The organism is Pseudomonas sp. FP2335 (genome assembly GCF_030687535.1).
GTDB lineage: Bacteria > Pseudomonadota > Gammaproteobacteria > Pseudomonadales > Pseudomonadaceae > Aquipseudomonas.
The window spans coordinates 4,228,528-4,248,752 of sequence record NZ_CP117437.1; the positions used below are offsets into that span (position 1 = coordinate 4,228,528).

The 20,225-nt window shown below is 63.3% G+C and carries 16 protein-coding genes; 8 read left to right on the forward strand and 8 right to left on the reverse strand.

Going from position 1 to position 20,225, the window contains the following annotated elements:
- Positions 1–5 precede the first annotated feature (5 nt).
- The 5 genes from atuD to PSH81_RS18945 all read left to right on the forward strand — a co-directional run bounded on the left by atuD (position 6) and on the right by PSH81_RS18945 (position 4,879).
- Positions 6–1,163: a citronellyl-CoA dehydrogenase gene (atuD, locus tag PSH81_RS18925; protein ID WP_226455017.1), complete on the forward strand. Its 1,158-nt coding sequence runs from the start codon at positions 6–8 to the stop codon at positions 1,161–1,163.
- Positions 1,160–1,921 (forward strand): enoyl-CoA hydratase/isomerase family protein, encoded by a 762-nt coding sequence (locus tag PSH81_RS18930; RefSeq protein WP_226455016.1) that lies wholly within the window; start codon positions 1,160–1,162, stop codon positions 1,919–1,921. The genes atuD and PSH81_RS18930 overlap by 4 nt, the downstream gene beginning before the upstream one ends.
- A 110-nt stretch (positions 1,922–2,031) precedes the next feature.
- A complete protein-coding gene (locus tag PSH81_RS18935; RefSeq protein ID WP_305391293.1) occupies positions 2,032–3,915 on the forward strand; it encodes an acetyl/propionyl/methylcrotonyl-CoA carboxylase subunit alpha in 1,884 nt (627 codons plus the stop codon).
- 72 nt (positions 3,916–3,987) lie between these two features.
- Complete coding sequence (locus tag PSH81_RS18940) at positions 3,988–4,530, forward strand: exonuclease domain-containing protein (RefSeq protein ID WP_192296972.1); 543 nt, start codon at positions 3,988–3,990, stop codon at positions 4,528–4,530.
- Positions 4,531–4,594: 64 nt separating this feature from the next.
- A complete protein-coding gene (locus PSH81_RS18945) occupies positions 4,595–4,879 on the forward strand; it encodes a pyrimidine/purine nucleoside phosphorylase (RefSeq protein ID WP_192296973.1) in 285 nt (94 codons plus the stop codon).
- Between the two features lie 49 nt (positions 4,880–4,928).
- Here the strand turns inward: PSH81_RS18945 and PSH81_RS18950 are convergent, their stop codons facing one another.
- A complete protein-coding gene (locus PSH81_RS18950; RefSeq protein WP_192296974.1) occupies positions 4,929–5,735 on the reverse strand; it encodes an MOSC domain-containing protein in 807 nt (268 codons plus the stop codon).
- A gap of 104 nt (positions 5,736–5,839) precedes the next feature.
- A complete protein-coding gene (locus tag PSH81_RS18955) occupies positions 5,840–6,775 on the reverse strand; it encodes a chemotaxis protein CheV (RefSeq protein ID WP_226455014.1) in 936 nt (311 codons plus the stop codon).
- Between the two features lie 548 nt (positions 6,776–7,323).
- Here PSH81_RS18955 and PSH81_RS18960 point away from each other — a divergent pair.
- The 3 genes from PSH81_RS18960 to PSH81_RS18970 all read left to right on the forward strand — a co-directional run bounded on the left by PSH81_RS18960 (position 7,324) and on the right by PSH81_RS18970 (position 9,581).
- Positions 7,324–7,773 carry a hypothetical protein gene (locus PSH81_RS18960; RefSeq protein WP_192296976.1) on the forward strand — a complete coding sequence of 150 codons (450 nt, stop codon included), beginning with the start codon at positions 7,324–7,326 and terminating at the stop codon, positions 7,771–7,773.
- A gap of 258 nt (positions 7,774–8,031) precedes the next feature.
- Positions 8,032–8,925, forward strand: a complete 894-nt coding sequence (locus tag PSH81_RS18965) for a sensor histidine kinase (protein ID WP_305391294.1) — start codon at positions 8,032–8,034, stop codon at positions 8,923–8,925.
- Entirely contained in the window at positions 8,922–9,581 is a 660-nt protein-coding gene (locus tag PSH81_RS18970) for a response regulator transcription factor (protein ID WP_226455012.1), read from the forward strand. Before PSH81_RS18965 ends, PSH81_RS18970 begins: the two co-directional genes overlap by 4 nt.
- Here the strand turns inward: PSH81_RS18970 and yegS are convergent.
- From yegS to PSH81_RS19000, 6 genes are all read right to left on the reverse strand, one after another.
- On the reverse strand, positions 9,540–10,457 hold the full coding sequence (gene yegS / locus PSH81_RS18975) for a lipid kinase YegS (RefSeq protein ID WP_192296979.1): 918 nt from the start codon (positions 10,455–10,457) through the stop codon (positions 9,540–9,542). The genes PSH81_RS18970 and yegS overlap by 42 nt on opposite strands.
- Before the next feature lie 93 nt (positions 10,458–10,550).
- Positions 10,551–11,093, reverse strand: a complete 543-nt coding sequence (locus PSH81_RS18980) for a hypothetical protein (RefSeq protein WP_305391295.1) — start codon at positions 11,091–11,093, stop codon at positions 10,551–10,553.
- A 139-nt stretch (positions 11,094–11,232) separates the two neighbouring features.
- Entirely contained in the window at positions 11,233–11,562 is a 330-nt protein-coding gene (locus PSH81_RS18985) for a hypothetical protein (RefSeq protein WP_305391296.1), read from the reverse strand.
- Positions 11,563–11,586: 24 nt separating this feature from the next.
- Positions 11,587–11,892: a hypothetical protein gene (locus PSH81_RS18990; RefSeq protein WP_305391297.1), complete on the reverse strand. Its 306-nt coding sequence runs from the start codon at positions 11,890–11,892 to the stop codon at positions 11,587–11,589.
- 11 nt (positions 11,893–11,903) lie between these two features.
- Positions 11,904–19,673: a hemagglutinin repeat-containing protein gene (locus PSH81_RS18995; protein WP_305391298.1), complete on the reverse strand. Its 7,770-nt coding sequence runs from the start codon at positions 19,671–19,673 to the stop codon at positions 11,904–11,906.
- 24 nt (positions 19,674–19,697) lie between these two features.
- Positions 19,698–20,219, reverse strand: a complete 522-nt coding sequence (locus PSH81_RS19000) for a toxin-activating lysine-acyltransferase (RefSeq protein ID WP_192296984.1) — start codon at positions 20,217–20,219, stop codon at positions 19,698–19,700.
- Positions 20,220–20,225: the final 6 nt, after the last annotated feature.

Here is a 20,225-nt window from a genome sequence, read left to right on the forward strand (position 1 = left end):
TAAAAATGCTGTTTACCCAGGAACATCAGGAACTGCGCCGCACCGTGCGCGCCTTCGTCGACCGCGAGATCAACCCCTATGTGGATGAATGGGAAAAAGCCGGGCGCTTTCCCATCCACGAGATCTTCCGCAAGGCCGGCGACCTCGGCCTGCTGGGCATTTCCAAGCCGGAACAATTCGGCGGCATGGGCCTGGACTACAGCTACTCCATCGTCGCCGCCGAAGAATTCGGCAGCATCCGCTGCGGCGGCATCCCCATGGCCATCGGCGTGCAGACCGACATGTGCACCCCCGCCCTCGCCCGCTTCGGCAGCGATGAACTGCGCGAGGAGTTCCTGCGCCCGGCCATCAGCGGCGAGCAGGTCGGCTGCATCGGCGTGTCGGAAGTGGGTGCCGGTTCAGATGTGGCCGGGCTCAAGACCCATGCGCGCAAGGACGGCGACGACTACGTGATCAACGGCAGCAAAATGTGGATCACCAACTCGCCCAGCGCCGACTTTATCTGCCTGCTGGCCAACACCTCCGACGACAAGCCGCACATCAACAAATCGCTGATCATGGTGCCGATGAACACACCGGGGATCAGCGTCAGCCAGCCCCTGGAAAAGCTCGGCATGCACAGCTCCGAGACCGCCCAGGTGTTCTTCGACAATGTGCGCATACCACAGCGCAACCGCATCGGCCACGAAGGCGCGGGCTTCATGATGCAGATGTTGCAGTTCCAGGAAGAACGCCTGTTCGGCGCGGCCAACATGATCAAGGGCCTGGAGTACTGCATCGACAGCACCATCGAGTACTGCAAGGAACGCCAGACCTTTGGCAAGGCGCTGATCGACAACCAGGTCATCCACTTTCGCCTGGCCGAACTGGCCACCGAAATCGAATGCCTGCGCGCGCTGGTCTACCAGGCCACCGAGCAATACATCAAAGGCCAGGACGTCACGCGCCTGGCGTCCATGGCCAAGCTCAAGGCCGGGCGCCTGGGGCGTGAAGTCAGCGACAGCTGCCTGCAATACTGGGGCGGCATGGGCTTTATGTGGGACAACCCGGTGGCGCGCGCCTATCGCGATGTGCGCCTGGTGTCGATTGGTGGCGGCGCCGACGAAATCATGCTGGGCATCATCTGCAAACTGATGGGCACCTTGCCGGGGAAAAAACCATGAATACCCTGCTGCTGGAATCACACAACGGTGTGCTGCACATCACCCTCAACCGTCCGCAATCGCGCAATGCGATGAGCCTGGAGATGGTCAACGAACTGCATGCCGTGTTGGCTCAGCTGGATGGCCACACGCGAGCGCTGGTGATCAGCGGCGCCGGTGGGCATTTTTGCGCCGGCGCGGATGTGAAGGACCTGGCCGCTGCGGGCAGTGATTTGCAGGCGCTGAACCGGGCGTTCGGCACCTTGCTGCAAGCCGTCGAAGCCGTGCCGCAGGTGGTGATCGTAGTGCTGCAAGGCGCGGTGCTCGGCGGTGGGTTTGGCTTGGCCTGTGTGAGCGACATCGCACTGGCTGATCATCAGGCGCAGTTCGGCTTGCCGGAGACAGGCCTGGGGTTGCTGCCAGCGCAGATTGCGCCGTTTGTGGTCAAGCGCATCGGCCTGACCCAGGCACGGCGGCTGGCGCTGACGGCAGCGCGGTTCGATGGGGTGGAGGCGCAGCGGTTGGGGGTGGTGCACTTTACCGAGCGCGATCCCCAGGCATTGGCCGAGCGCCTGGATGAGGTGTTGGGCCAGGTGTTGCGCTGCGCGCCGGGGGCGAATGGGCGGACCAAGGCGTTGTTGTTGGCCAGTGTGGATGAGCCGCTGGAACGGGTGTTGGATCGTGGGGCGCAGTGGTTTGCCGAAGCGGTGCGCGGGGAGGAAGGGATTGAGGGGACGCGGGCGTTTGTGCACAAGCGCAAGCCTGGGTGGTGCAAATGACGCCTTCGCGAGTAAGCCCGCTCCCACATTTTGAAATGCGTTCCACCTGTGGGAGCGGGCTTGCTCGCGAAGAGGCCCGAACAAACACCCCATCAGCCGAGGGATAACCCATGCCCGCATTCAACAAAATCCTCATCGCCAACCGTGGCGAAATCGCCTGCCGCATCCAGCGCACCGCCCAAGCCCTGGGCTATCGCACCGTGGCCGTCTACAGCGACGCCGACGCCGACGCCCTGCATGTGCAGATGGCCGATGAAGCGGTGCCTATCGGCCCCGCGCCCGTGCAGCAGTCCTACTTGAATACAGCGGCGATTCTCGCAGCGGCTCGAATAACCGGCGCCGATGCGATCCACCCCGGCTATGGTTTCCTCTCGGAAAACCCCGACTTCGCCCGCGCCTGTCTGGCGGCAGGCCTGACCTTCATCGGCCCCAGCGCCGAGGCCATCGAGCTGATGGGCAGCAAGCGCCGGTCCAAACTTGCCATGCTCGACGCCGGTGTGCCGTGCATCGCCGGTTACCAGGGCAGTGCCCAGGACGACGCTACCCTGCAACGCGAAGCCGAGCGCGTCGGCTACCCGCTGATGATCAAGGCCAGCGCCGGCGGTGGCGGGCGCGGCATGCGCCTGGTGCACAGTGCCGAGATGTTGCTGGAGAACCTCCACACCGCACGCTCCGAAGCCAGCAACGCCTTTGGCAGCGACGAACTGATCCTCGAACAGGCACTGATCGAGCCGCGCCACGTCGAGATCCAGCTGTTCGGCGACAGCCACGGCCACTTGATCTACCTGGGTGAACGCGACTGTTCGATCCAGCGCCGCCACCAGAAAGTCATCGAAGAAGCGCCCTGCCCGGTGATGACGCCCGACCTGCGCCACGCCATGGGCGAAGCCGCGCTGAAAGCCGGGCGCGCGGTGAATTACGTGGGTGCCGGCACTGTGGAGTTCCTGCTCGACCGCAACGGCCGGTTCTACTTCCTGGAAATGAACACCCGCCTGCAAGTGGAGCACCCGGTCACCGAGTTGATCACCGGCCTCGATCTGGTCGACTGGCAATTGCAGATCGCCGCCGGCCAGCCACTGCCGCTGACGCAACAGCAGGTGAGCCTGACCGGCCACGCCATCGAAGTGCGCCTGTATGCCGAAGACCCGACCCAGGGCTTCCTGCCGCAAACCGGCGAAGTGCTGCGCTGGACGCCAGCGGCGGGGGTACGTATCGATCACGGCGTCAGCGAAGGCCAGCGCATCAGCCCGTTCTACGACCCGATGCTGGGCAAAATCATCGCCCACGGCGCCACCCGCGAAGAAGCGCGGCGCAAGCTGCTGCGGGCGGTGGAAGACACGCTGTTGCTCGGCGTGACCACCAATCAGCGGTTACTGGTGGCGTTGCTCAGGCATCCGGATTTTATCGGCGGCGATTTCAGCACCGGCTTTATCGCCGAACACTTCAACGACATCGCGCCCCCACCCGTATCAGCCGAACAACTCGCCCTGGCCGCCGCGCTGTTCTATCAGCACAGCGCCGAGCGGCATCCCCCGGGCCTGGCGGGCTGGCGCAACAACGTCGGTGTGCCGGGCACTTACCGCCTGGAGGTCAACCACGAGCTGCATAGTGTCAGTGTTGCCCCGCTGGCGCTGACCAGCGACGGCCGCCACGTCAGCGCCGTACTCAACGGCATCCGCCGACGCATCGCCTACCACCTCGACGGCGACCAACTGTGGCTGCCGGGCCTGAGCGTGACCAACCGTACCCAGCAAGTCGCCCGCCGCCAGGCCGACGCGCGCAGCGGCACGGTCAAGGCGCCGATGGACGGGGCCATTGTCGATGTGCGCGTCTGCGCCGGTGACAGCGTCAGCAAAGGCCAACTGTTGCTGGTACTCGAAGCGATGAAAATGGAGCATCCACTGCTGGCCGGCATCGACGGGGTGATCAAGGACGTGCAGGTGATCGCTGGCGACCAGGTGCGCAACCGCCAGGTATTGCTGGAGATCGAATAACGCCTAGGCGGAACTACGCGGCCGGGCTACGCTCTATCCCCATCAAGAAGGGAAGAGACGGGAACCTGCACGATGCCTCATTGGCTTGTTATTGACCTTGAAGCCACCACGGATGACGGCGGCTGGCCCGTGACGGAGATGGAAGTCATCGAGATCGGCGCGAGCCTGGTGAACCGCCAGGGCCGCGAACTGGATCACTTCCAGCGCTTTGTGCGGCCCCTGCGCCGGCCCTTGCTGACGCCCTTCTGCCGCCAGCTGACCCACATCACCCAGGCCAATATCGACGGCGCCGCGCCGATCACCGAGGTGTGGCCGCTGTTCGAGCGCTGGCTGGCCCAGCATCAGGCGCGCCTGGAAGGTTGGAGCAGTTGGGGTGACTACGACCGCAAGCAACTGGAGCTGGAATGGCAGCGCCATGGCCTGGCCAGCGCACTGGCGCAAACGCCCCATGTGAACCTCAAGCAACGCTTCGCCAAGGCCCGGCGGCTGGACAAGCCGCTGGGGCTCAACGGCGCACTGCAATTGGCGGGGATGCAGTTCCAGGGCCAGCAACATCGGGCCCTGGAGGATGCGCGTAACACGGCACGCCTGCTGCCGCTGATTTTGCCGGTCTAGGCAGCTCCCCTGCCCTTGGGCATACTGGCCGACCTTTCCAGACCCTTTTTCCGAGGATTCACCCATGTTTAAAGTCAACGAGTACTTCGACGGCACCGTCAAGTCGATCGCTTTCGGCACCGCAGAAGGTCCGGCGACCATCGGCGTGATGGCCCCGGGTGAATACGAATTCGGCACCGCCCAAGCGGAAATCATGCACGTGGTGTCCGGCGCGCTGACCGTCAAGCTGCCTGAAGCCGGCGAGTGGGAAACCTTCGCCGCCGGCAGCCAGTTCAACGTACCGGCCAACAGCAAGTTCCAGCTGAAAGTCGCCGTAGACACTGCTTACCTGTGCGAATACCGCGGCTAAGCCGTCGCGTGCGGAAAAAAAAGCCCGTCTCGCAGGAGACGGGCTTTTTTTATTCCAGGATCGTTACCGGCATCCCGACGGCCAGTTGGCCGATGCCATCGTTGACCAGGTTCTGCCCGAAGATCGCGCCGTTCTCGGTCTTGCGATAGGTCTCCAGGGTGGCGAAGGGTTCACGGTCGGCGCTGCGCTCGCCGGTCTGCGGGTCGATGGTGGTGAGGATGCAACGCGAGCAGGGCTTGACCGCACGAAACTCCACATCGCCGATGCGCAGGCGTTTCCAACCGTCTTCGGCAAAGGCCGCACTGCCTTCGATCACCAGGTTGGGGCGAAAACGCAGCATTTCCATGGGACGGCCGATGCGTTGCGACAGGTCGTCCAGGGACGCCTGGCCGATCACCAGCAACGGGTAACCATCGGCGAACGCGACCTGGTCATCGTCCTTGCCGTAACCCGCTTCGGTGGTGCGGGCGCGTTCCAGGGGGATCTGTACCAGGCGTGTGGGCTTGCCGATAAAACGGCTGACCCAGGCCGCCGCGGCATCACCCGCATCCGGCACGCGCAGGGTGTCGCGCCAGATCGTCACGCCGCGCAACTCGGCGTCGCTGCCGGGCAGCGTCACGTCCAGCGCGGGGTGGCCGGGTGAGCTGAGGGTCAGGCCACCTGCGCTGTTCCACAGAGCCGACAGCTGGCTCATCTTCGCCACCGCACGCTGGGTGAGGAAACGCCCGCTGGCCTCGTCCACCAGCATCCAGCGTCGGTCGCCGTCCAACCCGAGTTTATCCAGGCCGATCTGTTGCAAGACCTCGGCCTTGCCGGACTTCAAGGGGTAACGGTACAACGCGCTGAGACGAAGCATGGGCCTGCGTTCCTTGGGACGAAAGCCACTACCCTATCCCAATCCCCACTTCCTGGCACCTTGTGCTGAACCTGTGGCGACAGAGCTTGCTCCCTCGCCTCAGGTCAAACGGGCACTTCGTCCAACATCAGGCGCTGACGTACTACGTCCACCAGCTTGTCGGGCTGGAATTTGGACAGGAAGTTGTCGCAGCCGACCTTCTTCACCATCGATTCGTTGAAACTGCCCGACAGTGAGGTGTGCAACACCACGTAAAGACTGCGCAGACGCGGGTCGTTGCGGATCTCGGTGGTGAGGCGATAACCGTCCATCTCGGGCATTTCAGCGTCGGTGAAGATCATCAGCAGCTTGTCGGTCATCACATGGCCGGCGTCGGCCCAGGCCTTGAGCATGTTCAACGCCTTGAGGCCGTCACTGGCGATGTGCATCTTCACACCCAGTTGGCCGAGGGTATCGCGCAGTTGCGACAGGGCCACGTTGGAGTCATCCACCAGCAGCACTTCGCGGCCACGTGCACGCTCCAGCACCGGGTCTTCGAGTTTTTCCCGCGAGACCTTGGCGTTGTACGGCACGATTTCGGCCAGGACTTTTTCCACGTCGATGATTTCCACCAACTGGTCGTCAACCTTGCTGATGGCCGTGAGGTAATGCTGGCGCCCGGCGCTGGTCGGCGGTGGCAGGATGGCTTCCCAGTTCATGTTGACGATGCGGTCCACGCCGCCCACCAGGAACGCCTGCACCGAGCGGTTGTACTCGGTGACAATGATGGTGCTGTTCGGACCCGGCACCAATGGGCGCATGCCGATGGCCTGGGACAGGTCGATCACCGGCAACGTCTGGCCGCGCAGGTTGACCACGCCGCAGACAAACGGATGGCGCTGGGGCATCAGGGTCAACTTGGGCAATTGCAGGACTTCCTGCACCTTGAACACGTTGATTGCAAACAGCTGCCGCCCGGCCAGGCGAAACATGAGGATCTCCAGGCGATTCTCACCGACCAGTTGCGTACGTTGATCTACCGTGTCGAGAATGCCGGCCATTAAAAGCTCCTGATGCGCTAAGGGTTTGTGTAGCTCACTTATGGCTGTTTATCGGCGGCGACCGCCAGATCTTGACCCCGTTAAAATGCCACGTAATTTAATTGATGTCACACTGACATCATGCTTTACTGGCCTGACGCTTCATATGGCAATCTTGCGACCCACGGCGACACTCAAACCGACGCAAGGTTCCGTCATATAAGGGATTCCCCTATACGCAATCAGGCCCAACCTGATATTCGCAATATCTAATAGCCATTAATGTGACGCCTTTCTCACTTGCATGAATGGAGTCAGGCTTTTGTTTGCTATGCCAAGCCCCCCGCCCACGGGTCTTCCAGACATTTACATGCTGGCAACCAAAGCCGCGCAAACGCCGCCAATGATGTGGGCAATGCGCGGTTTTTGTGTGCATTCAAATAAACGTCCTACTAAAAGTTCAGACGCCCCCTACAGACCCAAGTCATATTTCAGCGCTAGTTTTACGCCATTCACCCGATGCGGCATCTCATCGCCCGACCTTACGACCTTACGTTGTGGAGACTTGCATGATGAATAGCGCAAACGAATGGCAAACCGCACTTCCAGAGTTTCTGCTCGAAGCGGAAACACTGCTGGCCAAGTCGGAAGAATGCCTGAGCCACCTGCATCTGATCCGCAACGACAGCGATGCGATCGACTGCATGAAACTCAGCCTCACCAAACTAGCCGAAAAGGCCGATAGCCTGGCCCTGCAGGCCATCAGCGAATTCTCGCGGCACATCCAGTACCTGATTGCCAACGCCGTCAACCCGCTGCAACTGCATGATCAGGCCCTGGATGCGTTGCATGCCTGCCTGACGTTGTTGGCCTGGCAACTGGAACTGATCGACACGCGTACCGGCGAACTGGGCCTGGACGAAAGCGAACAAACCACTTTGATTGCGACGGTGGCCTTGCAGATCCCGCAGAAAAACTTCGGCCATAAACCGCAGCAGCGCCTGCATCACGCGTCATGACTGCATGCTGATTGGGTAAAGTTGTCGCTTTTAATCAATGACTTATCCAAAAACGACAACATTAACTAATACGCGACGTGCACTTATATCCCGGCAAAATAACGCCGGTTATAAGCACCCGCTTATACAGCGCGAGCGGCGATATATAACCTTCGTTGCTAAAGTGACGTTTGGCGACCAACGGTAATCAAAGTGTTACCATGCAGCCCTCGAAGTGACTCAACTTCATGATGCATAAAAACTGAAAAAGCATCCGCTATGTACGCCAGCCTCAAGTCACTCCTCGCCAAATCCATTTCCCGCAGTCAGGCACGTCGCATCATTCTCGCGTTGTGCCTGTGTTCGCTGCTGATCAGCCTCTGGGCCTACAGCCGCTCTGCGCCGGTGCCGCTGGCGCTGCTCCTGCTCAACCTGAGCACCTTGAGCATCGTTGCTCTGCAACAGTGGTCCTCGCGTAAATCCATCAAGTTCCAACCCCAGGAACTGGCGGACCGCCTGCTGCAAGTCCAGGAAAACGAACGCCACCGCCTCAGCCGTGAACTGCACGACGACATTGGCCAACTGCTGACCGCCGCCAAGCTGCAAAGCGAATGGCTGCAACGGCGCATGCCCCAAGAGCTGCAAGGCCAATGCACGGTGCTGTGCAACACCCTGAGTGAAACCCTGGCGAAAGTGCGCGATGTGTCCGCCATCCTCAACCCGCGCCAGCTGGCGAGCCTGGGCCTGGAAGCGAGCCTGCGCGCGCACCTGCTCAAGACCCTGGAAAACACCCCCATCCACTGGAGCCTGGAGTGCCAGCAACGGCTCACCGGCATCCCCGAAGAAATGGCCGTGGCCGCGTTTCGCATCACCCAGGAAGCGGTGACCAACATGTTGCGCCACGCCCAGGCGCGCAACCTGCGGGTGCGCCTGCAACGCTTGCCGGAAGGCCTGTCGCTGAGCATCTGCGATGATGGCCAGGGTTTTTTGCCCGCCTCCAACCCCGGCCTGGAAGGGCAACGGGGCATGGCCGGGATGGCCGAGCGCATCGATCAACTGGGGGGCACCTTGGCGGTGCTCAGCCAGCCAGGCTGCGGCACGCGGATCGACGCCCTTTTCCCCTGGGCACCCCGCGCCCTCGAACGGGCCAGCGCGCCTAAGGTGCTAGAGTGACGTGCAATTTACTGCTGGTGGATGATCACGCGCTGATCCGGGCAGGCGTGCGCGCGCTGATCATGGATATACCCGGCTATGCGGTGGTCGGCGAGGCTGGCGACGGCGCGCAGTTGCTGGCGCAGTTCGACGCGCTGCAACCGGACATCGTGCTGCTCGACCTGTCGATGAAGCACATGGGCGGCCTGGACGCGTTGCAGCAGCTCAAGCGCGCCCATCCCAAGTGCAAGGTGTTGATCCTGTCGATGCACACCGACCCGGAGCTGATCATGCGTGCCCTGGAGTCTGGCGCCCACGGCTACCTGCTCAAGGACACCAGCGCCAGCGAGCTGGAACATGCCCTGCTGGCGCTGCGCAACAACGAACGCTACCTGAGCCCGGCGATTGCCCATACGGTGATCAACCAGGCGCTGGTGCGCAACCAGGCGCCCGCCGCGGCCATCGCCCACAGTCACAACCTCACGGCGCGCCAGTTGGAGATTTTGCGTTTGATCGTGCGCGGCAAGTCCACCCGGGAGATCGCCCACGGCCTGGGCTTGAGCATCAAGACCGTGGAGGCGCACCGTTCGCAGATCATGAAGCGCCTGCAGATTTTCGACGTGGCGGGCCTGGTGTTATTCGCGGTGCGCGAGCAAATCATCAGCCTCGACGACTAGCGGCGAACCCACCGGCAGGTGCACGCGCAAGGCCTTGGGCAGTGCACTGAAACGCAAGTCGTCACCCTTGAGCGGCTCGCCGTCGAGGTTGATATACAACCCGTCGGCCACCTTGATCTCGACCCACGGCAACCGCGCCCGCACGAAGATATTGTCCAGACCGCCATCGGTCATCAGGGTCAGCAACGTGCCGACCACTTCCTGCGGCGCCGGCAGGATGCTGATGTCGAGCAGCCCATCGTCGGCCATCGCCCCCGGGCACAGCACATGCCCACCGCCCGCCTGGCGACCGTTGCCGATGCCCAGCGCGAGCAGGTCGCCCTTCCAGTGAAAGCCCGGCCCTTCCAGTTCGCCATAGGCCGCCTTCAGCTCGCTGAAGCGCGTCAGCCCGGTGAACAGATAGGCGGCGCCGCCCAGCACTTTTTTCAGGTCTTCGGAGGTGTTGGCGGTGACCTGGCTGCCGAAGCCGCCGGTGGCCATGTTCAGAAAAATCTGTTCGCCGGCCTGGCCGAGGTCGATGGCCTTGGGCGGCACGTCCAACAGGGCCAGGGCCTCGGCTGGCGCCAGCGGCACACCGGCGGCGCGGGCGAAGTCATTGGCGGTACCCAGGGGCATCAGCACCAGGCTCGCGTCGGTCTTGGCCTGGGCCATGGCTTCGGCGACATCGCGCAAGGTGCCATCACCGCCGCCGGCGATCAGGTGGGTGTAGCCCGCGTCCAGCGCCTCATGCACCAGGCGCCTGGCGTCGCCGCCCTCCCACGTGACGCGCACCGCCAACTCCCAGCCCTGCTCACGCCGAGCCAGCACCGCGGCGCGCACGTCCTCGTTGAGGGCTTGCTTGCCGTGAAGGATCAACAGTGCCTTGGGGCTGGTCATAGCGGGCTTACTCCTGGATTCAAAGGTGCATGAAGGATGTGGACCTTTGGCAACCGGAAAAAAGCCATCGGCGAGGCAAATTAATCTGCCGCCCTAGAAATTATCCATCGCGTTGCACATCGGGACTTTGCCCACCGGGGTCGGTTCGATCCGCAGCCATTGCTTGCCGGCCACCGGCAACTCGTCGAGCAGGATCGAACAATCTGCCGACATGGACGCTTGCACCATGTAGTCACGCCCTGGCTTGGGGACAAAGGTCATGGTCTTGGCGCACTGGCGAGGGTATTGCAGCCGCCCCAGATAATGGAACGCGATGGGTTTGTTCGCCGGCACCACCAACTCCGACGTGACCGCACCGGCCCACGAGTAGATCGGCCCAGGCATGCCGAGGTTTTCGCCGTTGTGATCGGGAAAACCGGCTTTCACCGACGCCATCACCCCGGCGCCCGGCACGTTCCAGTCCAGGCAATCACGCCCAGGCACGGCGCGCACCAGGCCGTCGGTGACAATGCGCACCCGCGCAGTCTCGCCGCTTTGCGGCGGTACGTAGCCGGTGGACAACGAACGGATGTTCGCCACCTGGCCGCAGCCGCTTAGCGCGAACAACACAACAGCAATAACGCTTGGATACTTCATCAGCACATCCTTGTAGTAAGCGGGCTTGCCCCGCGCGGGGTGGCGAAACCGCCCCAAAACCTGGCGACACGGTTTAACAGGATAAACGCGGTGTATGGATTGGGGCGGCTTCGCCACCCGGCGCGGGCAAGCCCGCTCACTACAGGGGCTGGCGGCAGTTCTGGTTGACCGACAGGTGCGGCGCCGGTTCGTAGCTCACGCGCTGCAAGCCGTCGGCGCCCTGGAACAGGAAGTACTTGGCGCGGCAATCCTTGAACATCGGCGAATAGCCCTCGGCGCGAAAGCCCTGGCCATCGACTTGCTTGGTCACGGTGTTGTTACGGCTGACCACGGCGAGCACCTTCTGGTAGCTGTCACCCATGTTCACTCCTGGCTCGCCCGTAACAGCGGCCGACGAGGCGCAACCGCCCAGGGTGGTTGCCGCCAGCACCAGCGCGGCGCCGTACAGTCCATTGCGTAGATCGATCATTCCTTGGTTCCTTTTAGTGATGGATTAGCGGCGGCCTTCGCACACCGGCGATTCGCCGATGCGGCCTTCCTTGCACAGGTCCACGTTGTCCTTGCGGGTAAAACCTGCATCCTTCATGCAGTAGAAGCGCGTCAGCACCACATCAATTGGCGACTTGTCTCCCACACCATCAAGGTTGGTGTACCCGCAAGCACGCATTGCGTCGTCGACGCCCTGCTGGGAGACCCCCTTCTTTTTCCATTGGGTGTAGGACCCAGGCGGAGGCTGGAAGGGCGTACACGCGCCGAGTGCCAAAAGGCACAGACTCAACATAACGGTAATCTTGAACATATTCGGATTCCTCATGATTGCGGGACCTTGACGAACTCTGGCTTGCCCGTGGGGGAGTGGCTCCAGTATTTGCGGCACGCTTCTCCGCCATTGGCGTAGCAGTTATGCACGGTGTTCTCAGCACCAAATACCTTCAACCACTCCCACAAGCGATTACTGCCATCGGGAATGTTGCCGCCAGTCCCCGGGTTGAACCCTACGCCCGGTGTGCGGGCAACGGGGTCGAAGTCATGGTTCTGATACTTCAAGATCAACCCGTCGCGCTGTTCCGCCGAGGTGATTTTTGTACGGTCCTGCAATATCCCCAATAGCGTATCGGCCTTTTTCACCCCATACGCCGCCCCGAAGAAGTTCATCGATGTATCACCCAACAGCCCAACGTTCGCTTGATCACGTACCAACGACTCCATGGCATTGCCCGTGGTCATGGTGCCACGGCTATGCCCGTCGATATGCAACCCGCTCTGACCGAACTGGACCATGTATTCCTTGGTCTGCACCGTCGCGTTGGACAGGCCCCAGAAATCGTTTTCCAGGTTCTTCTGATACGCCGCGATCATCAACTCCGACGTGAAGTTGTTGGCCTTCTCGAAATGGATCAGATACTGCGGCCCAGTGTCGGCCGAACTGTGTTGCTCGGCATATTTGGCGGCACCGTCGGCGTCGTTGAAAATGCCGTTGTTGGCGATATGTACCTTGCCGTCCGGGCCAGGCTTGAGGTGCTGCTTTTCTTCGTCGCTCAACTCGCGGTACTGAACCTTCTTGCCATCGAGCAGCAGCGCCTTGCCATTCTCATCCTTCAACACCTCATACACCCGCGCCTTCTCAAGGAAGATCTTGCGATACGCCTCATCCGCCAGCAGCGACACCTGGTTGTAGAACTCACGCTTGATCTCTTGCTCAGCCTCGACCTTGCGCCCCATTTCCGCCACGTCCAGACGCTCCACGGCAGCATGGGCAGCCTCGGTATTGCGGTTGAGGTTGGCAATCGTCTGGTCGACGCTCATGCCGGCGACCACGCGCTGGCGCTCGGCATTGGTGATGACCAGGGTGCCGGCGCTGATGGCGCTGCGGGTGTCGCTGGCGGCGGAGTCGGAGTCCGAGCCGTTGGCGAGGCTGTTGGCGAGCAGCGCCTTGGCCGTGCCGAGCTTGCCGTCGAGCATGTCCGAACTGAGCTCCACCCCTGACGTCTTGACGCTGGCTTCGGAGGTGTTGTGGATGTCGGCCACGGTCAGCGTGCCGGTGGTCAGGCTGTTCTTGCCGTCGGCGATGGCCTTGTCGGTGCTGGAAATCACGCCGCCCTTGAGGCCGGTGTTGCCGCGTACGTTGAGGTCGAAACCACCGTCGCCGGCGCGAATGCCCGATTGCTCGATGACGCTGGCAAAGTTGGACTTCTGCTTGGTGTTGCTCGAGCTGAAGCTGGCCGTCGCCGCGCCAGCGCAGACCGGCGGGATGCAGATGCTGATGCCGGCACTCATGCTCTTCTGCTCGGAGGCAAATGTGCTGGTGTCTTGCAGGCTCTCGATATTCAAGTCGCCGCCGACGTCGGCCTTGACCTTGTCGGCCGAGACCACTGCACCGCGCAGGGTGGTGTCCTTGCCGGAGATCAGGCTGGCCTGGTTGCCCGCTGTCACGTGGGTGTTGCTCCAGACCAAGTCGTTGCCATCGGCATTGCCACGGCTCTGGGAGGCTGAAGCGTTGAAACTCAGGCCGTTTTTCTCGCTGCCGAAAGAGATCCCAATCCCCAGGCTGCCGTTCACGCTTTTGTTGGTGCTGTGCTGCTCGATGGTGTTCTGCGCACCCGCCAGCAGGATATTGCCGTCGGCCTTGAGCAACGCATCGTTGCCGGCAGTGATCTGGCTGCCCTGCACGGTCAGGTCGTTGTTGCGCTTGCCGCCCGTGGCCACAATCGACACATCGTGCCCCGCCGCTACCGTCGAGCCGGCCGCTGTGTTGGAAGTCTGCTCGCTTTTGTTCTCGCTCTTGTTCATGCCCAAGGCGATGCTCAAGTTGATCCCGCCCGCCGCTGCCGGGTCGGCCATCACCTGGGTATGGGCTTCGCTGGCGGCCCAGGCGGTGTTCAGCGCGGCGAGGGCTTTCATGCGCTTGTCGTCGGTGCGATCGGCGGCCTTGTTCATGCGCTGGCCGGTTTGCACCGCGTTCACGATGGGGTTGGTCAGGGTCAGGCTCACGCCGGTCTGCTTGAAGCGCTGCTCCTGTTGCTGCGCGGCGAGATTGCGCGCTTCGAGGATATTGACCTCGGATGCGTCAATCGACACATCGCCCTTGGGCGCACTCACATTGCTGCCAACCTGGCGGTATTCGCCGCCCGCGCTGATCAGCACATTGCCGTCGGTGGACCCGACGCTGCTGGCAGCGGCCGTGGTCTGTTGGCTGCTGTCCTTGTTGGTCTGCTGCTGCGAGCCGATGGTGACGGCAATCGCGCCGCCACTGAACATGCCGCTGGTCTTCACGTCCTTGGTGTGTTTTTCGTCGAGGGTCTCAGTGGCCGCCAACACCTTGATGTCATTGCCCGCCACCAGCGCCGTGCCCGAGGTCGAGACCACGTTGCTGCCGGTGAGGGTGATGTTGTTGCCCGCCTGCATCACCGTCTGCTCGCCGCTGAACGTCGAGCCTTGCGCGGTGGTCTGGGCCACCGTGTCGCGGGTGGTGGTGGTCTTGCTGGAGAACATGCCGTTGCTGCCCTTGACCTTGTGCGCCTCGTCCGCACTGTTGAAGCGCTCGCTGGCCTCGACGTTGATGTCGCGCAGCGCGCTGACCGACACCGCGCCGGCGTCACTGTTGACCAGCGCACCGCGTGCCTGCACGTCACGCCCGGCGCCCAGGCGAATGTCGCCGTTGGCTTGTACCGAACTGCCGACCTCATTGCGCCCGGCTTCCTTGCGCCAGTTGTCGCCGTCCCACTGGTTGGCCTGGGTATAGGACTCTTTGAGCGTGCTCAAGGTGATGTCGTTGCCCGCCACCAGCGCGGTCTTGCCGCCGACGCCCGTGTTGCTGACCTGGGCCGCTTGCAGGTTGATGTCATGGCCCGCCGTGGCAATCAGGTTCGCCGCCGGGGCCGACACGTACAGCCCGGCCACCCGCGACAACGCGGTGCGGATGCCCTGCTCGCTGGTGCTGTCGGTGGTGATCGAACGCACGTTGATGTCATTGCCGGCGCTCAACGCCAGGCGACTGTTGGCGCTGATCAGGCCACCGATGTTGTTCAGGTCCTGGCTGGCATTGAGCGACACGTCGTTGCCCTGGATGCGCCCGCCGAGGTTGTCGAGGTTCTGCACGCTGATGGTCACACCGTCGCGCCCGGCCAGGCTGCCCGAGTTGACCAGGTCACCGCGTACATCCAGGTTCAGGGTGCGCCCGGCCATCAACGCGCCCGAGCCATCCACATCGCCTTCGCGAACCCGCACATACACCTGCGGTACCAGCACCTGGCGCACTTCGCCGCTGGCCAGGGTGACGTCCTTGGACACCAGCCACACGATGTCGCTGGTCAACTGCGCCATTTGCTCGGCGGTCAGCGCCACGCCCGGGATCAGTTTCCACTGGTCGGCCAGGGTCACGGCGCTGTCGATCATGCCGCGGTATTGCGCTTCGTCGCTGGCATAGCCGTCGACAAACCGGCGCCCGGTGAGCTGCGCGACTTGTTCGCGGATCAGCTTCTGCTCGTAGAACCCGTCGCCCAGGCGTTGCTGAGTGCCCGCCGGGTCAAGGTTCAGGCGTTCGAGCATGTAGTCCGACGACAGCCACTTGCCGTAGTTGGCAAACCGCGGGTCGGTCTCCACCAGGTAACCGGCGGTGCTGTTCGGGTTGATCTGGTACAGGCTGCTGTTGGGCAGGTCCGGGTTGAAACCGCCGGTACGGATCTGCTCCACCGCGCCGGTCGCGTTCTGTTGGGTCAGCGCCTGCACCTGGCTGATCGGGCTGACCGCATAGGTGCGCCCGGCACCGGCCAGGTCACCGGTACCCGCCGCGCTGTCGGTGACCTTGGCCAGCACCAGCGCGCCGACCTGGGTGCCCGTGCCGTTGATGGCCGCGTACTCGGTAAAGACGGTCGGCGTCAGCGAGATCTGCTCGATCAACGGCGCCGGGGTATAGGCCGTGACGTTCAGGCCCTGGCGGTCACGACCTTTGCGCTGGATGCGGTAGTAGCTGGACAAAGTGCCGCTGTCGGACGTGACTTTCTGGCCGCTCAATTCGGTGTTGATTACCGAACCGACGCTGGCGTTCAACGCCTGGCCGGCGATGATCCGGCTCTTGTCGTTGTACACCTGGTCGGCAATCAGGTTGATATTGCCGCCGGCGAGCATTTGCGCCGGGTCCGAAGCGACGATCTGCGTCTGGGTGACGGTGCGGGTGTAGTCATAGCGGTTCCAGCGCGTGCCGTAGCCTTCCGGGGTGACGAGGTGCAGCACCTCGTCGTTGTACAGCGAGATCTGCCCCGGCAGGTAGCGGTTGGTCGAGCCCGACAGCAGGTATTCCTGCAACGCCTGGGTGGACACCTGCACTTGCTGGGTGGCGAAGTGTTCGTTGGTGTTGTTGATCTGCCTGGCGTTGACAGTCAGGCTGCCCAGCGCTTCGACGGTGGCACTGGCGTTGTTCAACACCTGCGCCTGGCCGCTGGCCTGGTCGTTGGCATCCAGTGCACCGCCGATGAACAGGTTGCCAGTGCTGAAAATCAGCCCGTGTTCGCGGTTGTTGAGGACCTGCGCGCCGATGTCCAGGCGGTTGCGTGCGGCAATGGTCGCGGCCGATGCGCCTTCGAGGGTGTTGTTGAGCGTGCCGGCGGCAATCGCCAGTTGATCACCGTAGATGCGCCCGGTGCCAAGGTTGTTCAGGGTTGCGGTGCCCAGGCGAGTGGTCTCGGCGTCGATCAGGCCACGGTTATCCAGTTGTGTGGCCGCATTGGCCTGCACGCTACGTGCGCTGATCACGCCAGCGGCCCCGTTGTCGATCACGTTGGCGTCGAGGCGCAGCAGGTTGCCCGCCTGCAAGGTGCCCACGTTGGTCAGCCGCCCGGCGGTCGCCAGTGCCACATTGCCGTTGGCCTGGAACAGGCCGCTGTTGATGAAGTCCTGGGTCAGGCGGAACGTCAGGTCGCCCAGGCTCAACACCTTGCCACTGCCGGTGTAGTTGGCACTGTCGATCAATAGCGATTGGCCGGCAATCAAGGTGCCTGCGCCATTGTTGATGACCTGGCGTTTTTGCGCGAGGTCGCGGTCGGCCACGGTCAGGTTGCTACCGGCCGAGAGAATCCCCTGTTCGTTGTCCACGGTACCGCTGCCGGTGACGCTCAGGGTGGTGTCGGAAACAATCGAACCACTGCGGTTGCTGACAGTGTCTGCATCCATCGCGACAGACTGGCCCTTGATGCCCTGGTTGGCGCCCTGGGTGCTGCTGTTATCCACGCTGGCGCTGCTCAGCAACAGATGCCCGTCGGCACGCAACAGACCGGCCTGGTTACTCAGTTGCTGGGCGTATACCTGCAAGGTGCTGGCGCTGCCGATAAAGCCACGGTCGTTGAGCAACTGCCCGGCGTGCACGGTGACGTCGCGCTGGCCGAGGATGCCGCCGGTGCTGCCCGAATCGCGGTTGGTCAGCAACTGGCCGTGGGTGTCCACCTTGAGGCTCGACTTGGCCTGCACGATGCCGCCGTCGTTGTTCAGCGCGCCGCTGTCGAGGGTCAGGGTGTCGCTGGCGTTGAGGGTGCCGCCGCTGTTGTCCAGCTGTTGGCCGTGGGTGTCGACGCGCAGTTGCGCGGCGGTGACCACGCCACCGCTGTTGGTCAACCCTTGGGCGTTGACGGTCAATGCCTTGGTCGCCTCGAGGCGGCCGCCGGTGTTGTCGAGTGCTGTGGTAGTGCTGTTGAGCAGCAAATCGCCGGCCACCGAACCAAGCGTACCGCCCTGGTTCAATACGCTACCGGCGGTGACTGTCAGGTTTTGCGTGGCGGCGACGGTGCCCTTGGCGTTGTTCAACTGCGCGGCGTTGATACCCAGCGCGCCGCCTGCGGTGATCTGCCCGCTGCTGTTATCCAGGGTGCCGCCGTCGAGGGTCAGTTGCGCGGCGGTCACCAGCTTGCCGTTTGCGTTGTCCAGGTGCTCGCGCGCAGTGACGGCCAGGTCGCCCTGCGCACCGGACTGCACCAGGCCTCCACGGTTGCCCAGGGTGTTGGCACTCACGTCGAGGCGCCCGCCGCTGGCGAGGGTGCCGCCGGTGTTATCGAGGTTGCGCGTGACGGTCACACGCATGCCGCCGTTGCCGGTCTGGACCCATTTGCCGGCGGCGTTGGACAGGTCCAGCGCGGTGACGCTGATCTGCGCCGCGCCCACCTGGGCCGCATCGCTGAGCAAGCTCTGGTTGGCGTTGGCGGTCAGCGCCTGGCCTGCGGTGACGCGGCTGCGGCGCAGGTCCAGGTTGCCATTGGTGCTGGTCAGCTCGACGGTCTGGGCCGAGGTCTGGCTGTCGCTCAGGTCGACCTGGGCGGCGTTGGCGGTGAGTTTTTGTGCCGCGAGGTTCTGCCCCTTGGTCGTGATCGTGCCCGCCGAGGTCAGGGTCAGCGAGCCGCTGTTGCCCAGCTTGCCGGCACTGTCGACGCCCGCCGCCAGGGCCGAACCTGTGTGGCTGCGAATCGCTCCAGTGGCGCTCAGGCGTGCATTGCCTTGGGCCGACGCGATGCCTTTGTTGTCGATATCGGCGCCAGTGGTCAGCGCCAGGTTGCCCTGGGCGAACAGCGTGCCGCTGTTGTCGATGCCCTTGTCGGCCGTGGCCGTCAGGTCGGTGGCGCTGCTGATCTGGCCACGGTTTTCGATACGCCCGTCGCTGCTGATCACCACTTCACCGGCACTGGAGCCGATCTGCCCGGCGTTGCGCACGCCCACACCGGCGCCGTTGCCGACCAGGGTGATCTTGCCGGCATACATGCCGCCCAGCTGCGCCACGTCAATGGCCACTGCGGGCGTGTCTGCCGGCGGCTGGCCGCTGGTGCCGGTCTTGATGGTCAGGTCTTTCGACCAGATCCCGGCGTTCACCTCGACGGTGCGCGCGATGATCTCGGTGTAGTCGGCGCGGGTACTGTCCATGCCTGCGCCGCCGACCGTGACCTTGCCGCCCGAGACTTGATAGCCGCTGATCAAGCCATTCTCGAACTGCGCGCGCCCAGTGGTCAGCGTGGCGCGGTCGGCGTTGATAAAACCGCAGCCTTCACAGGTGATGCCCGACGGGTTGGCAATCACCACCTGGGCCTTGGAACCGCCAACTTCGACAAAGCCGCGCAACTGGCTCGGGTTGTTCGAATTGACCTCGTTGAGAATCACCCGTGCGCTGCCGTTGGCCAGCGCGCGGTTGCCTTCGATCCAGCCGCCCAGTTGGGTCTGGCTGTTGGTCGCGCCGTTGTTGAGGATCACTCCGCGCTTGTCCACATCGAACTGCGAATAGGTGTTGCGCGAAACGCCCGCGCCGCTCGGCGCCGTAATGTTCACCACGGGCGCACCGTTACCGGCGGCGCCGATAGTCGGGCGCTGGCCCGCAGGCGCGGAGCCGTCCGCCACGACCTGAGCCTGGACGGGCGCGACCAGCGCGACCCAGCCCATGCCCAGCATCAGCGCAAAGCGCAGGGGCGTGAGCGTCGCCACCAGCGGGCCGGCCTGGGCCACGGCGCGTGTGGTGCCGGGGGCCTTGCAGGCACTCTTGACGTTCTCGGCCACCACCATCAGCAGGCCACGGGCGCGGTTGAAGACAACTCGAAATAGATGCTTGTTCATGCAAATCCTTTGCGCGGTGACCGATCAGAGCGCGTCGCTGGGTAACGGGTGAGTGGCAAACCAGGCTTGCGCCTCCAGGTCCAGGACGGCGATACCCTGGAAGTTCAAGACGCGCAAACCGCGCTCTTCGCCTTTGTGGTGCAGCGCGCGGAACACCTTCGTGGGCCACAGACGCCGCAGCAGCAAGCGGCTGATCCGCCGGGTATGGCCGAACGGCGCAACCCAGTCGTTGACCCACAACCGATCGCCGCTGTCCCAGTCTTCTGCCGGCAGGCACACCGCGGGTGCACGCAGGTAGCGCGCCTCGGCCTCGGCACTGAGGTTGAGCCATGACAGGAAAAACACCGGCCGCCCTTCCTCACTGATCAAGATGAACTGACGCCGCTTGATCGCCGGCAACAACAGGCTCGACAGGCTGTGCAACGGCGCATCGCGATGGGCCGCCGAGTGCATCCACAGCCACACCGCCGAGCCCAGCACCTGGGCTTCGTCGATGGCGCTGTCGGCGCGCTCGGGGGCGAGCACCTCCAGGGTGTCGTGGCGCATGCTGGG